Annotated in this window: 12 protein-coding genes; 7 read left to right on the forward strand and 5 right to left on the reverse strand. The window is 71.0% G+C overall.

The genetic code is table 11. The features are described from left to right. Positions 1-201 precede the first annotated feature (201 nt). On the forward strand, positions 202-828 hold the full coding sequence (gene pdxH, locus OG306_RS21860) for a pyridoxamine 5'-phosphate oxidase (RefSeq protein WP_266752342.1): 627 nt from the start codon (positions 202-204) through the stop codon (positions 826-828). 259 nt (positions 829-1,087) lie between these two features. Here the strand turns inward: pdxH and OG306_RS21865 are convergent, their stop codons facing one another. Beyond that, a complete protein-coding gene (locus OG306_RS21865; RefSeq protein ID WP_266747774.1) occupies positions 1,088-1,843 on the reverse strand; it encodes an SIS domain-containing protein in 756 nt (251 codons plus the stop codon). Positions 1,844-2,054: 211 nt separating this feature from the next. Between OG306_RS21865 and OG306_RS21870 the strand changes: the two genes are divergently transcribed. After that, entirely contained in the window at positions 2,055-2,747 is a 693-nt protein-coding gene (locus OG306_RS21870; protein WP_266747775.1) for a metal-dependent transcriptional regulator, read from the forward strand. A 571-nt stretch (positions 2,748-3,318) separates the two neighbouring features. Further along, on the forward strand, positions 3,319-4,212 hold the full coding sequence (locus tag OG306_RS21875; RefSeq protein ID WP_266752343.1) for an alpha/beta fold hydrolase: 894 nt from the start codon (positions 3,319-3,321) through the stop codon (positions 4,210-4,212). 118 nt (positions 4,213-4,330) lie between these two features. On the opposite strand, the gene OG306_RS21880 is transcribed toward OG306_RS21875, so the two are convergent. From OG306_RS21880 to OG306_RS21890, 3 genes are read right to left on the reverse strand one after another with little or no spacing between them, the layout of a single operon-like run. Continuing rightward, positions 4,331-5,986, reverse strand: coding sequence for a transporter (locus OG306_RS21880; protein WP_266905832.1), 1,656 nt, complete (start codon positions 5,984-5,986; stop codon positions 4,331-4,333). Further along, complete coding sequence (locus tag OG306_RS21885; RefSeq protein ID WP_266905830.1) at positions 5,983-6,822, reverse strand: ABC transporter ATP-binding protein; 840 nt, start codon at positions 6,820-6,822, stop codon at positions 5,983-5,985. The genes OG306_RS21880 and OG306_RS21885 overlap by 4 nt, the downstream gene beginning before the upstream one ends. Positions 6,823-6,879: 57 nt before the next feature. Further along, positions 6,880-7,545, reverse strand: coding sequence for a bifunctional DNA primase/polymerase (locus tag OG306_RS21890; RefSeq protein WP_266907645.1), 666 nt, complete (start codon positions 7,543-7,545; stop codon positions 6,880-6,882). Between the two features lie 356 nt (positions 7,546-7,901). Here OG306_RS21890 and OG306_RS21895 point away from each other — a divergent pair, with 356 nt between their 5' ends. Both OG306_RS21895 and OG306_RS21900 read left to right on the forward strand, forming a co-directional pair. Beyond that, a complete protein-coding gene (locus OG306_RS21895) occupies positions 7,902-9,284 on the forward strand; it encodes a transcriptional regulator (RefSeq protein ID WP_266747778.1) in 1,383 nt (460 codons plus the stop codon). A 175-nt stretch (positions 9,285-9,459) separates the two neighbouring features. Further along, the gene (locus tag OG306_RS21900) at positions 9,460-10,932 is read left to right on the forward strand and encodes a hypothetical protein (protein WP_327258911.1); all 1,473 of its coding nucleotides are present in this window, start codon (positions 9,460-9,462) and stop codon (positions 10,930-10,932) included. A 49-nt stretch (positions 10,933-10,981) separates the two neighbouring features. Here OG306_RS21900 and OG306_RS21905 read toward each other — a convergent pair whose 3' ends face one another. Next, positions 10,982-12,271 (reverse strand): ABC transporter substrate-binding protein, encoded by a 1,290-nt coding sequence (locus tag OG306_RS21905; protein ID WP_266905824.1) that lies wholly within the window; start codon positions 12,269-12,271, stop codon positions 10,982-10,984. A gap of 174 nt (positions 12,272-12,445) precedes the next feature. Here OG306_RS21905 and OG306_RS21910 point away from each other — a divergent pair, with 174 nt between their 5' ends. Both OG306_RS21910 and purU read left to right on the forward strand, forming a co-directional pair. Beyond that, positions 12,446-12,892, forward strand: a complete 447-nt coding sequence (locus tag OG306_RS21910; protein WP_266752345.1) for an SCO4402 family protein — start codon at positions 12,446-12,448, stop codon at positions 12,890-12,892. 28 nt (positions 12,893-12,920) lie between these two features. Further along, positions 12,921-13,799, forward strand: coding sequence for a formyltetrahydrofolate deformylase (purU, locus tag OG306_RS21915; RefSeq protein WP_266747781.1), 879 nt, complete (start codon positions 12,921-12,923; stop codon positions 13,797-13,799). Positions 13,800-13,830 lie beyond the last annotated feature (31 nt).

Below are 13,830 nucleotides of genomic sequence, written 5' to 3' on the forward strand. Positions count from 1 at the left end.
GGCTGCACGGAGGCCACAGTGGCCTGCCCCAAGTATTGGCGGGTTCCCACGACGCGGGGAAGCGTGACATCCGGCACAGCTTCCCCATTCACCGGTGACGGATCGACGGCCCTCCTTGACGGGCGGACTCGGCCGCTGCGGCAGGATGACCCCGTGCCCACCGCAGATTCCTCCTCCGATTCCACCACCGATCCGGCCGCGATGCGCGAGCAGTACCGTTCCGAGGGCTTCACCGAGGACACGCTGGCCGCCGACCCGATCCAGCAGTTCGCCCACTGGTTCCGGCAGGTCGCCGCGGGCGGGGTGCTGTACGAGCCCAACGCCATGGTGGTCTCCACCGCCACTCCCGAGGGCCGCCCGTCCTCACGCACGGTGCTGCTGAAGAAGTACGACGAACGCGGCTTCGTCTTCTTCACCAACTACGAGTCCCGCAAGGGCCGCGAACTGGCCGCCAATCCCTACGTCTCGCTGCTCTTTCCCTGGCATCCGATGGCCCGCCAGGTCATCATCACCGGCCGGGCGTCCCGCGTCGGCCGCGAGGAAACGGTCGCCTACTTCCGCACCCGCCCGCACGGCTCCCAGCTCGGCGCCTGGGCGAGCGCCCAGTCGTCGGTGATCGGCTCCCGCGACGAGCTGATCCGGCGCTACGAGGAACTGGCCGCCCGCTACCCCGAGGGCGAACACATCCCCGCGCCCCCGCACTGGGGCGGCTTCCGGGTCGTCCCCGACACGATCGAGTTCTGGCAGGGCCACGAGAACCGGCTGCACGACCGTCTGAGGTACGTACGCGAGGGCGAGAACTGGCGCGTCGAGCGCCTGTGCCCGTAGCGAACCGGTTCGGACACGCAGAAACCCGCAGGCTCTGGTCCCTCCTTGCGGAGGAGCCGGCCGGACTTACCGGCGAGCCTGCGGGTCGGTGACTGCTTGGAATTGGCCGATGACCGGCCTGCACTGCAAAGAGCGCGACAACGGGCGTCAGCCCGCAGTCACCTCACGAGTCCGAGAAGAAATCACTTCCGGAACACCTCCTTTCTTCGCTGGCAGCAGCCTAGGAAGGGGCGGGGGCTGACACAACCCATTTATTTTCTCAGCGCCGGTAGAAGATCCGGTCCCGGTACTCGGTCATGACGCGCCCGTTCCACTCGTGGCCGCCGTCGACGTTCCCCGACCGCAGCATCGGCGGCTCGATCCCGCGCGCCACGAGCTGCTCCGCCGCGGCGGCCGTCATCGCCTGCATCACCGCGCTGGTGACCACCGTCGACGCGGGTCCGAACGGTGCCTCGATCCCCTCGGTGGTCAGTTCCGCGTCGCCGATGGAGATCTTGCTGTCGAGCACGATGTCGCAGTGGTCCCGCAGGAAGCCGCCCGAGATGTGCCGGGACCGGGTGCCCTCCGCGTACGCGACCGAGGTGACGCCGATGACCTTCAGGCCGAGCGCGCGCGCGTTCATCGCCATCTCCACCGGCAGCGCGTTGCGCCCGGAGAGCGAGATGATCACGAGGACGTCGCCCGCCTCGGCGGGGCTGGAGTCGAGGACCGCGCTCGCCAGTCCGTCGACCCGTTCCAGCGCCGAGCCGAGGGTCGCGGGCATGACGTCGACACCGACCGTTCCCGGGACGGCCAGCAGGTTCATCAGGGCGAGTCCGCCCGCCCGGTAGACGACGTCCTGCGCGGCGAGCGAGGAGTGCCCGGCGCCGAAGGCGAAGAGCCGGCCGCCCGCGGCGACCGTGTCGGCGATCGCGGCACCGGCGGCCGCGATGTTGCCGGACTCCTCGTCGCGTACGCGTTCCAGCAGGCCGATCGCTGCATCGAAGAACTGACCGGCCAGCTTGCTGTCGCTCATCGAGGAGGCCCTTTCCGGCGGTGAGAATGATCCGTGGGGTGTCCGTGCCGCGGATCACGTTGCGGTCTGGACCAGTGACCTGTCAATACCGTCCACGCCGCTCCGCTGCACGGTGTTCGGTCGGCGCGGCACGGTTGTCAGCGGTATGCGTCAGAATTGGGTCAGGGCCAGCGCAAAGACGTTTTTCATGTCACAGCATCGAGGGGCACGAATGTCCGGACTGATCGACACCACGGAGATGTACCTCCGCACCATCCTCGAACTCGAAGAGGAAGGCGTGGTCCCCATGCGCGCCCGGATCGCGGAACGGCTGGACCAGAGCGGTCCGACGGTCAGCCAGACGGTGGCGCGCATGGAGCGCGACGGCCTGGTGCAGGTCGCGGGCGACCGCCACCTGGAGCTGACCGGCGAGGGGCGCCGCCTCGCGACCCGCGTCATGCGCAAGCACCGGCTCGCCGAGTGCCTGCTCGTCGACGTGATCGGCCTGGAGTGGGAGCAGGTGCACGCCGAGGCATGCCGCTGGGAGCATGTGATGAGCGAGGCCGTGGAGCGGCGGGTGCTGGAGCTGCTGCGCCACCCGACGGAGTCGCCGTACGGGAACCCGATCCCGGGCCTGGAAGAGCTGGGCGAGAAGGCCGAGGCCGACCCGTTCCTCGACGAGGGCATGGTGAGCCTGTCGGAGCTCGACCCGGGCGCCGAGGGCAAGACCGTGGTCGTGCGCCGGATCGGTGAGCCGATCCAGACGGACGCCCAGCTGATGTACACGCTGCGGCGGGCGGGTGTGCAGCCCGGTTCCGTGGTCAGCGTGACCCAGTCGCCCGGCGGGGTGCTGGTCGGCAGCAGTGGCGAGGCGGCGGAGCTGGACGCCGAGGTCGCCTCGCATGTGTTCGTGGCCAAGCGCTGACGGGTTCGTGGCCGCGGACGGACGCTGAAGCGTGACGTCCGCTTCCCTTTTTTCCGTCCGGAACCGCAGCGCTCGGACGGATCGCGTGCCAGGCTGTGGCTGAGGCATACCTGAGAGTGTCGGCCACCTGACCGTGCGGGTCGGGGAGGGAGCAGGCGCATGCGCCCGAGGTACTTGCTCGTTCGGCATGTTCGGTTCGTTCCGTACGTTACGCACGTCGGGGTTTCGCACGTCGGGGTTTCGCACGTCAGGGTTGCGCGCGTCCGGGTTGCGCACGCAGAGGGCCCCGGCGCCTTGCGGCGCCGGGGCCTGTCCTCCCCTGTTCCGACCCGGAGCCCCGAGCTCTCAAGGTCGGTTCCCGCGGGCCCTCATCCCCGAGTGGCCCGCCTCCCGGTGAAGATCTCCCCTCCGCAGCCGGGGTCAATCCTTGGCGCTGGTCACTCGAACGAGGGGTGTTGGATGGCGGAACCCGGTTTTCGAATAAAGGTTCGATAGTCTGCGGGAGTGCGACCACGCGGTGATCGAACGGGATCAAGCGATGATCGAGGACCAGAAGGGGGTGCCAGGACATATGGTGCGGCGCATCGATGTGACCGGGACCGGCGGCGTACGCCTCGCTGCCTGGGAGTTCGCCGACCCGCCCAAGGGGCGCACGGAGGGTGAGAGCGCCCCCGGGGTCTTACTGCTCCACGGCTTGATGGGCCGGGCCGCGCACTGGGCCCCGACCACCCGCTGGCTCGCCGAGCGGTACCGTGCCGTCGGTCTCGACCAGCGCGGGCACGGCCGCAGCGAGAGGCTGGCCGAAGGCCCGTACACCCGTGAGGCGTACGTCTGCGACGTCGAGGCGGCGATCGAACAGCTCGGCCTCGCCCCCGTCACCCTCGTCGGCCATGCCATGGGAGCGCTCACCGCCTGGCAACTCGCCGCGAAGCGCCCCGATCTCGTCCGGGCGCTGGTCATCTGCGACATGCGGGCCTCCGCCCTCGGCGCGGCCTCGCAGCGGGAGTGGGAGGACTGGTTCACGTCCTGGCCGGTGCCGTTCGCGACGCTCTCCGACGTACGCAAGTGGTTCGGCGAGGACGACCCCTGGGTGGAGCGGCCCAACCCGGCCCGCGGCGAGTTCTTCGCCGAGCTGATGGCCGAGCGGGCCGATGGCTGGCGCCCCGTCTTCTCCCGCCGCCAGATGCTCCAGTCCCGCGCGACCTGGGTGTTCGACGCGCACTGGGAGGAGCTGGCACAGGTCCGGTGCCCGGCCCTGGTGCTCCGCGGCCTCGACGGCGAGCTGGGCCGGGCGGAGGCCCAGGAGATGGTCCGCGTCCTGCCGCGCGGGCAGTACGCGGAGGTGGCCGACGCCGGTCACCTCGTCCACTACGACCAGCCGGAGGGCTGGCGCGCGGCGGTCGAACCCTTCCTGGAACAGTTCGCCGAGGACCCGCAGGACGAACGCGAACCCGTATCGCCGTAAGCGATCGCGCGCCGGTATCCGCGTAACCGGTATTCGCGGAAGCGGCCGCGCCGGCGTATCCCCGTAAGCGGCCGCGCGCCCGTATCCCGTAAGAGGGGCACGAATCCCCCCGCTCCTCTCAGCCCTTGCTGACCGCCGCCAGGATCTCCGGGAGCCGGTTCGCCGTGCGGGGAGCGGCGAGCCGTAGCCCCGCCCAGGTGATCAGCGCCCCGTACCCGGCCCCCGCGGGCAGCAGCAGCCACAGCCACTGATCCATACCGGCGACACGCAGCCAGATCGTCACCGCGATCACCGGAGCGCAGAGCACCGCCGCCGAGACCATGCCACCGAAGATCGAGATCCAGGCGAGCCCGGCCTGCCCCGGTGCCACGTTCTTGAACGCCCCGTCCTGCGGGATCGAGTACGGGAAGGCCGCCGACGCCACCGCCCCCGTCGCCAGCATCGCGCCCAGCAGCGCGAGTGAGAGGCCCATGACCCCCGGCAGCGCGCCCCAGTCGCCGAGCACCGCCGCCGTCGCCACCGTCACCAGGACCGTGTACGGCAGCGTGATCAGCAGCAACGCCAGCGCCCGCGCACGCAGTTCGAGGTACGCGTCCCGGGTGGAGGAGATCGTCAGCGTCACCATCCAGAACGCGGACGTGTCCTGCCCGAACTGGTTGTACATCTGCATGCCGAGCATCCCGGCGGCGAAGCAGGCGAAGTAGAGCGAACCGGTGCCCTGCAACGCGTTGACCATCGGCAGGATCAGCCCGATCGCCAGCGCCGTGACCCAGGAGGCCTTGGTCTTCGGGTCGCGTGCGATGTACCGCAGGCTGCGCTCCAGCACCGGACCCGTACGCCCCGCGGGCAGCAGCGCGGCGAGCCCGGAGCCGCTCCTGCCGGATTTCTCGCGGGCCGGCCCGGCGGCGGCGAGGGTCGACCCGTCCGGGGCCGTCATCAGCTTCACCAGACTCCGCTGCCACAGCCACAACAGCGCGAACAGCGCCGCCACGGACAGCAGCAGCTGTACGGCCGCCTGCCCGTACGAGCCCTGCGACGCCGCGTCCACGGACCCGATCGCCGAGGCGGGCGGCAGCCAGCGCAGCACGTCCCCGACCGGATCGAGCGCGGCGAGGCCGCCCGCCCGGCCGAGCCGCTGTGCACCGAAGTTGACGACCTGGAAGCCCACCGCGATCACGAGCCCGCTGAGCACCGCGAGATCGCGGCCCTTGCGTGAGGTCAGCAGCCGGGTGTTGGCCGTGGCCACGGCCCGTGTCAGCGCCACGCACAGCAGAAGTGTGAGCGGCGCGGCCACCACGGCGAACGCCGCACCCGCCGTGCCGTGCGCCACCGCGAACACCGAACCGGCCGCCAGGCAGAGCGTGAACAGCGGACCGATCCCGACGAGCGACGCCACCAGCAGCGCCGTGATCAGCGGGCGCGGCCGCAACGGCAGCATCACCAGACGGCTCGGGTCGAGGGTCTCGTCACCGCTGGGGAAGAACAGCGGCATCACGGTCCAGCCGACCGCCAGCACCCCGGTCAGCAGGACGACGAGGGAACCGGCGTGGGCGTGCCCGCGCAGCGCGATCAGTCCGATCAGCTGGCCCGCCGCGATCAGCAGGGCGAAGACGACGGAGGTGATGTAAGCGGCCCGGCGGCCCGTCGACTGCCGCAGCCCGTTGCGCAGCAGGGTCAGCTTGAGCCGTACGAAGACGGGGACGAGTCCCTCGCCGCCGCCGCGCGTGGTGTCCCGGCCGGGGGCGGCGCCCACGGGGGTGTCGAGCACGCTCATCGGTTGCCGCCCAGCCAGTCCAGGGATTCGCCGGTGGTCCGGGAGCCCGCGCCGACGAGTTCGAGGAAGGCGTTCTGCAGCGAGGACGCCTCACCGCGTACCTGCTCCAGGGTGCCCTGGGCCCGGATCGTGCCGGCTGCCATGACGGCCACCCAGTCGCAGAGGGACTCCACCAGCTCCATCACGTGGCTGGAGAAGACGACGGTCGCCCCGGAGCGGGTGTACCGCTCGAGAACCTCGCGGATGGTCTGCGCCGACACCGGGTCGACGCCCTCGAACGGCTCGTCCAGGAAGAGCACTTCGGGGTTGTGCAGCAGTGCTGCCGCGAGCCCGATCTTCTTCCGCATGCCGGTCGAGTAGTCGACGACCAGCTTGTGCTGGGCGCCCGCCAGGTCGAGCACATCGAGGAGCTGGGTGGCGCGTTTGTCGACCTCGGCGCCCGGCAGTCCGCGCAATCTGCCGGTGTACGCGAGGAGTTCGCGTCCCGAGAGGCGTTCGAAGAGCCGCAGCCCCTCCGGGAGCACACCGATCCTGGATTTCACCTCGACCGGATCGCGCCACACATCATGGCCGCCGACCTCGATCAGCCCCTGGTCGGGGCGGAGCAGTCCGGTGACCATCGACAGCGTGGTGGTCTTGCCCGCGCCGTTGGGTCCCACCAGACCGATGAACTTGCCCGCGGGCAGCTCCAGATCGATCCCGGCGACCGCGGTCTGCTCCCCGAACCGCTTCCACAGCCCCTGTACGCGAACGGCGGGCGGCGCCGTCCGCGCGTCGCCCGCCTCTTCCGCGGTCCCGATCTGTGCCGTTCTGTCCGTCTCTGTCCGGTCCTGCATGATGTGTGCTGCCTTTCGGTGTCCCCGTGTATCGGGACCACCCTACGAAAGGGCGCTCTACGAAAGGCGCTCCCGGGCATCGGCCGATTCCCGCGCGCAGGCGTAGGCGAGCGGGCTGATGAGCTCCTCCGCGTCCGGCAGCCACCGGTTGGCGTGGGTGGGCCGCCGGGCCCACTGCACCGCCCCGAGCCCGCCGACCCGGGTCGGCGGCCCCATCACGTAGTGGCCTTCACCGCGGCCGACGAGGCCGACCGAGGCGGCCCGCCAGCCCAACTTCCGTACGAGATCGTCCACCTTGGCCGCCGCGCCCGGCAGGACGAAGAAGTACATCCGCCGGTCGGGGGTGCGGGTGACGGGCCCGAGCGGCAGTCTCATCCGCTCCATCCGGGCCAGCGCCAGGAACCCGGCGGACTCCGGTACCTCGATCGCGTCGAATGCGCGGCCGGTGGGCAGCAGGATCGACGCCCTCGGGTGCCTGGACCACATCCGGCGGGCCGCGGCGCCGCTGCCGGTCGCCTGCCCCGCCCAGTCGGGTCCGGCGGGATGGGCGCCGGGGGAGGCGCAGTCCGCGTCGTCGCAGGAGCACCGCTCGGCCCCCTCCGCGGCCTCCAGCCAGGTGCCGGGGCACACGTCCCAGTGCCGTTCCTCCGCGTACCGCGCGGCGGCGTCGAGCAGTTGCTCGCCCCGCTGGCGGGGAACCTGCGCGGTTTCAGTGATCACGATGGGCTCTTCGGCTCCGATGGGCTCTTCCACGCACAACACAACTACCGCCACCACCCGGGGTTACGGGCGTGGCGAGCGCGGTGACGGCGTACCGATCCGGCATACGGGGCGCACGGATGCATGGACGGGGGCGCGCGTGAGGCGGTGCCCGGCCGGGCGGGTAGCCCCTTACGGGCACCTTCGGAACGGTCGGCCTCTGTCATATGCCGACACGTATGACGCACGTATGCCGAACGTATGCCGACACGAATGACAAGGAACACGACGGACCTGACGATCACGATGAATGTGCGCATTTTCCGTGCAATTGCCGGGCAGTGATCCGCTCATCGATCACTGCGGCCTCAGGGGGAAACATGGCAGCCAGGCCTCTCGTCGCCCGCCAGCCGAACGAACGGCTCCAGGCGCTCATTCAGGAAGCCGGATGCTCCAACGCCGGCCTCGCCCGCCGCGTCAACATGGTCGGCGCGGAACGCGGGCTCGATCTGCGGTACGACAAGACCTCCGTGGCCCGCTGGCTGCGTGGACAGCAACCGCGCGGCAGGGCATCGGGAATCATCGCCGAGGCGCTCGGCCGCAAGCTCGGCCGTACGGTCACGATCGACGAGATCGGCATGGCCGACGGCAAGAATCTGGCGTCCGGCGTCGGCCTGCAGTTCGCCCCGACCGTGATCGGCGCGATCGAGCAGGTCTGTGAGCTGTGGCGCAGCGACGTCGGCCGCCGCGACTTCCTGTCCGGTTCGACGGTCGCCTCCTCGGCGCTGGTCGAACCCAGCCGGGACTGGCTGATCACCGGTGCCGACCCGCAGGTGGCGCGGTCCGCCGGAGCCCGCGTCGGGATGTCGGACGTCGCGGCGGTACGGGCGATGACGGCCGCGCTCGTCGACCTCGACCACCGGTTCGGCAGCGGACACGTGCGGCCGGTCCTGGTGCACTACCTGAACAGCGTGGTCTCAGGGCTGCTCTCGGGGGCGTACCGCGAATCGATCGGCCGGCAGCTGTTCGCGGCGGTCGCCCGGCTCACCGAACTCGGCGGGTACATGGCCGTCGACACGGGCCAGCCGGGTCTCGCGCAGCGCTACTACATCCAGGCACTGCGCCTGGCGCAGGCGGCGGGCGACCGGGCGTACGGCGGTTACGTCCTGGCCGCGTCGATGAGCCATCTCGCCGCGCAGCTCGGCAATCCGCGCGAGATCGCTCAGCTGGCGCGGGCCGCGCAGGAGGGCGCGCGCGGGCGGGTCACCCCGAGGGCGGAGGCGATGTTCTACGCGGCGGAGGCGCGCGGACACGCCCTGCTCGGCGACGCCCGCATCTGCCAGGCGGTGACGGGCCGGGCGCTGACGGCCATGGAGCGCGCCGAACCGGACACCGGGGACGACCCCGACTGGATCGCCCACTTCGACCACGCCTACCTCGCCGACGAGCTGGCGCACTGCCACCGCGACCTCGGTCAGGCGGAGGCGGCCGCACGCCGGGCGAAGGAGTCCCTGGACGGCCACCCGGAGTCCCGGACCCGCCGCCGAGGCATCGGCCTGGTGCTCCTCGCCACGGCTCAGGTCCAGCTGCGCGAGGTGGAGCAGGCCTGCCACACGGGCACCCGGGCGATGGAGCTGCTGGGGTCGGTGCGCTCCACCCGGGGCGCGGAGTATCTGGACGATCTGCAGCAGCGGCTGGTGCCTTACGGGGACGAGGCGGCGGTGCGGGAGTTCGGGGCGCGGCTGGAGCTCCAGGCGGCGTGACGGGGAGGCCGGACCGGGGGATCACGCCCGGGTGCCCCCTTAACTGCGTCGTGAGGGCGCTGGGTGTTACAGCTCGTGTGAAGGGGTCGTGAGTGACGACACGCGCTTGGCGAACGGCGGCAGCCACCCGATAGCGTGAGCCGACGATTCAGTAGGTATACACGTAGGAGTCCCGGTGACGCAGAGCGGACAGGGTGACGAGCAGCAGCTCCCTGCTGTACGGCCCGCGCACGAAGGTGTCGTGCTGCCCGCGGGTGGCGGTGAGCCCTGGATACCAGGGGGGCCCGCGGATCAGGCCGCCCCGGCGGGCGGCCAGCCATGGGGGCAGCCGTGGGGGCCGCAGGCGGCGCACCAGGACGCCTCGTCGCAGCCGCAGGGGCCGTACGGGCAGGGCGTCGATCAGTACGGGCAGCCGGCGCAGGCGTACGGACAGCCGGCGCAGGCGTACGGCCAGCCCCAGGCCGCCCAGCCGCTGCCCCCCCACCAGCCCCAGCAACACCACCAGCCCCAGCAGCCCCAGCAGCCGTACGCGCAGCCGTTGCCGCCCGAGGCCGTGCCCGGAATGGGCATGGGCGGGGACGCGGACGCCACGCAGTACATCGCGCCGGTGCCCCCCGGACCCGCGCCGGGCGGGCTGCCGCCGGAGAGTCCCGCCGAGGCGACCCAGTTCCTCGCCCACGGAGCCCCGCAGCCGCAGACCCAGGCGTACCAGCAGCAGCCGCCCGTGCACGGGGGCGACGCCGACGCGACCCAGTACATCCCGCCCGTCCCCGGAGCCACCCCGTACGGCATCAGGCCCGGAGCCCCCGGCGACCGGCAGCCGCCCTCCGAGTTCGACAACCTCTTCCGCAACGAGGAGCCCGCGGGCGCCACCCAGCAGATGCCCCAGTTCGATCCCGGACAGCAGCACCAAGGGGGCTACCAGCCCCCGCGGGCGCCCCACGCGTCACAGGCCCCGCAGCCGCAGTACCAGCCCGTGGACGACGGGCCGCAGGGACGGGCCGGGCAGCGCAAGAGACCGGCGCACGTCACGCTCATCGCGGCGGTCGTCGCCGGCTGCGCGGTCGTCGGCCTCGGCGCGGGTGCGCTGATGAGCGGCGGCGACGACAAGGGCAAGGACAACAAGCAGCCGGTGGCGGCAGCGAGTTCACCCGACGGTCAGCCCTCCACGCAGGCGGCGGGCGACCCGGCGAAGCCGCAGGCCGAAGCGCTCGACAAGCTCCTGGCGGACAGCAACAACAGCCGCGCCGCGGTCATCGGGGCCGTCGAGAAGACCAAGAACTGCACGGACCTGGACCAGGCCGTGACCGATCTGAAGGGCGCCGCCCAGCAGCGCCGTGACCTGGTGACCCGGCTCCAGGGGCTGAGCGTCGACAAGCTGCCGGACCACGAACGGCTCACCGCCTCCCTCACCAAGGCCTGGCAGGCGTCCGCCTCCGCCGACGAGCACTACGCCGCGTGGGCCGGCCAGGCCAAGAACGGCAAGAAGTTCTGCAAGCACGGCAAGGCCCGGACCAACTCCTCCGAGTTCCAGCAGGCCACCGTGAAGAGCGGTGAGGCGAGCACGGCGAAGCGCGAGGCGTCGGGGCTGTGGAACTCGATCGCGTCGAAGTACGGGCTGACCCGCCGGGCGGCGACCGAGCTCTGAGGACCGCGCCCCCGGGAGGTGAGGTGCCGGGGGCGCGGCCCCCGGCACCTCACCCCTTCACGCTCGCGTCCGACAGCGTCCTCGCGACATCCACGAAGCCCTTCTTGTCCGCGACGAGCCGCCCGTCCCGTACCGTCTGGAACGTCACCTTGGTGTTCACGACGCGCGGGTACGCGGACGAGCCGAGCATGTCCTTGTAGCGCCAGCGCAGCTTCGGGGTGAGGCCGCCGGTGTCGACCGGGGTGCCGTGGTTGAGCGCGGAGGTGAGTTTCCAGGCGGTGATCCGCGGGGCGTCGATCGCCTTCACGATCTCGCTCAGCGCGGTGTACGCGATCCATGTGGTCTGGACGCCCGTGTCGGCCGGGTCGATCCGGTTGTCGCCGAAGGCGTGCTCACGGATCACCTCCCGCATCCGGTCCCAGCGGGCGTCGCCCGAGTTCGGGTACCAGCCGGTGACGTACGCCCCCTCGAACGGGCTGTTCCGGCCGCCGGTGCTGTCGATCAGCGGCTGCGCGACGCTGCCGAGGACGGACGAGATCCGTACGTTCCCGTACGACGGTTCGAGCCGCCGGAAGGAGTCGAAGAACGTCTCCGTGCGGTCCCCGAGCACGGCCGTCACACAGCCGCCGTCCGCCCCCGCGGCCTGGAGCGCCTGCCCGGCGGCGGCGTCGTACGAGGTCGCCGCCTCATCCGCCCGGATGTCGACGGGCTCGGGCCGGCCGGCGTCGGTGAGACCGGTGCGCAGGAGCCAGGCCTGGCCGTCGCCGCCCAGGGTGTCGGGCCGCACCACGGACACCCGCTCGCAACTGCGGGCGAGCTGCCGGGCGTTGCCCGCGAGGAGTGCCGCCTGGCCGCCGTTGACGGGGTAGGAGGTGTAGCTGCTGAATTCCTCCTCGGAGGCCCCGTATCCGCCGATGTAGGGGATTCCGGCGGTCTCCAGCGGTGGCAGGAACGACGACCCGTGCCGGCTGTACGAGCCGACGACCGCCACCGCCTTCTCCCGGACGGCCAGCCGGGCGCAGTTCCCCGCGCCGGTCGAGGTGTCCGACTCGTCACAGGTCACGACGCGCAGCCGGTGACCGTCGAGCCCGCCGTTGTTGTTGACCCAGCGGGCGTACGCACGCGCCATGGCGGTCATGCCCGACATGTTCACCGTGTTGACCGTGTCCGGTGTTGCCGCGCCACTGGGGGCCCACGTCACCACGGTGAGGGGCTCCCTGGAGTTCCCCGAGGCCCCAGGGAGTACACCGCAGCCGGTGACGAACAAGGCCCCGGCCGCCGCCGTACTCGTGAGGAACTTGTAGGGGCGGTGTGAGGTGGGGCGGTGCCGTCCGGTCATGGGAATGAACATTTCCGCCCGCGGGGTAACGCCGCAGTGTGCTCGGTGCAACGCTCGGTGACATCCGGGTGAATTGCGGGGGCCTGCGCGGGGAGCCGGAAAGGGAACGTACGATCGACAATCGTGCAGCAAGGTTCGGAGAACACTTCCCGTCGCGGCCGTCGCTCCTCCACCATGGGCGGCATGCCGCTGAATGACATGCCCTGGTGGCGCTGGCGCAGCAACGTGCGCTCGGCGCTGCACATGCTCTCCGACCCCGTCTTCCATCACGAGTGCTGGCTGGCCGGCCGGGAAGGGTACGGCGACGTCACCGACGCCGTGTACCGCCTGGTCGAGGACACCTGGCTGGACAACTGGTCCGCCGAGAAGTACATCGGGACGATCTTCCGCGACGCCAACGAGTCCGCCCTCGTCGACGTCGCCGTGCTCCGGGTGCTGCGCATCATGCACCAGGTCGGCGCGGACGCCCCCGTCTCGGCGTATCTGGAGCACCATGGCTGGCCGGAGGCCGTACGGGCCGCCCGTGAGGCCCATGTGCTGCTCGCCACCAACGACGGCGAGGACCCGGACACCCCGCCGCGCTCCCTGGACGTGCTCCGCATCCTGACCAGGTCGGCCTGATACCGGCCCGATATGGCACGCTACGGGGATGATCGCGCCGCAGCCTGCTGAAACCGCACCGGAGCAGTACGTCCTCACTCTCTCCTGCCCGGACAAACAGGGGATCGTGCACGCCGTGTCGAGCTATCTCTTCATGACCGGCTGCAACATCGAGGACAGTCAGCAGTTCGGCGACCACGACACGGGTCTGTTCTTCATGCGGGTCCATTTCTCGGCGGACAGCCCGGTGACGGTGGAGAAGCTGCGGGCCAGCTTCGCCGCGGTCGGCGACTCCTTCCGGATGGACTGGCAGATCCACCGTTCCTCGGAGCGGATGCGGGTCGTGCTGATGGTCAGCAAGTTCGGCCACTGCCTCAACGACCTGCTGTTCCGTTCGCGGATCGGGGCGCTGCCGATCGAGATCGCCGCCGTCGTCTCCAACCACACGGACTTCGCCGAGCTCGTCGCCTCCTACGACGTCCCCTTCCGGCATATCCCGGTGACCAGGGAGACCAAGGCCGCCGCGGAGGCGGAGCTGCTGGAGCTGGTCCGCGAGGAGAACGTCGAGCTGGTCGTCCTCGCCCGCTACATGCAGGTCCTCTCCGACGATCTGTGCAAGCAGCTGAGCGGCCGGATCATCAACATCCACCACTCCTTCCTGCCGAGCTTCAAGGGCGCGAAGCCGTACCACCAGGCGCACGCCCGCGGAGTGAAGCTGATCGGTGCGACGGCGCACTATGTGACGGCCGACCTCGACGAGGGACCGATCATCGAGCAGGAGGTCGAGCGGGTGGGCCACGGCGTCACCCCGGACCAGCTGGTCGCCATCGGCCGCGACGTGGAGTGCCAGGCACTGGCGCGCGCGGTGAAGTGGCACGCGGAACGCCGCATTCTGCTCAACGGCCGCCGTACGGTGATCTTCGCGTAGCGCGGTTGCGGGGCCGGGCCGGCCGGGAGCG

Origin of the sequence: Streptomyces sp. NBC_01241 (genome assembly GCF_041435435.1) — a bacterium.
Classification (GTDB): Bacteria; Actinomycetota; Actinomycetes; order Streptomycetales; family Streptomycetaceae; genus Streptomyces.

Coding starts and splice junctions, on each gene's coding strand:
- OG306_RS21865 (WP_266747774.1), bottom strand. CDS start 1,843: ATGAGCGACAGCAAGCTGGCCGGTCAGTTCTTCGATGCAGCGATCGGC.
- OG306_RS21870 (WP_266747775.1), top strand. CDS start 2,055: ATGTCCGGACTGATCGACACCACGGAGATGTACCTCCGCACCATCCTC.
- OG306_RS21885 (WP_266905830.1), bottom strand. CDS start 6,822: ATGCAGGACCGGACAGAGACGGACAGAACGGCACAGATCGGGACCGCG.
- OG306_RS21910 (WP_266752345.1), top strand. CDS start 12,446: ATGGGCGGCATGCCGCTGAATGACATGCCCTGGTGGCGCTGGCGCAGC.
- purU (WP_266747781.1), top strand. CDS start 12,921: ATGATCGCGCCGCAGCCTGCTGAAACCGCACCGGAGCAGTACGTCCTC.
- OG306_RS21875 (WP_266752343.1), top strand. CDS start 3,319: ATGGTGCGGCGCATCGATGTGACCGGGACCGGCGGCGTACGCCTCGCT.
- OG306_RS21880 (WP_266905832.1), bottom strand. CDS start 5,986: ATGAGCGTGCTCGACACCCCCGTGGGCGCCGCCCCCGGCCGGGACACC.
- OG306_RS21905 (WP_266905824.1), bottom strand. CDS start 12,271: ATGACCGGACGGCACCGCCCCACCTCACACCGCCCCTACAAGTTCCTC.
- pdxH (WP_266752342.1), top strand. CDS start 202: ATGCGCGAGCAGTACCGTTCCGAGGGCTTCACCGAGGACACGCTGGCC.
- OG306_RS21895 (WP_266747778.1), top strand. CDS start 7,902: ATGGCAGCCAGGCCTCTCGTCGCCCGCCAGCCGAACGAACGGCTCCAG.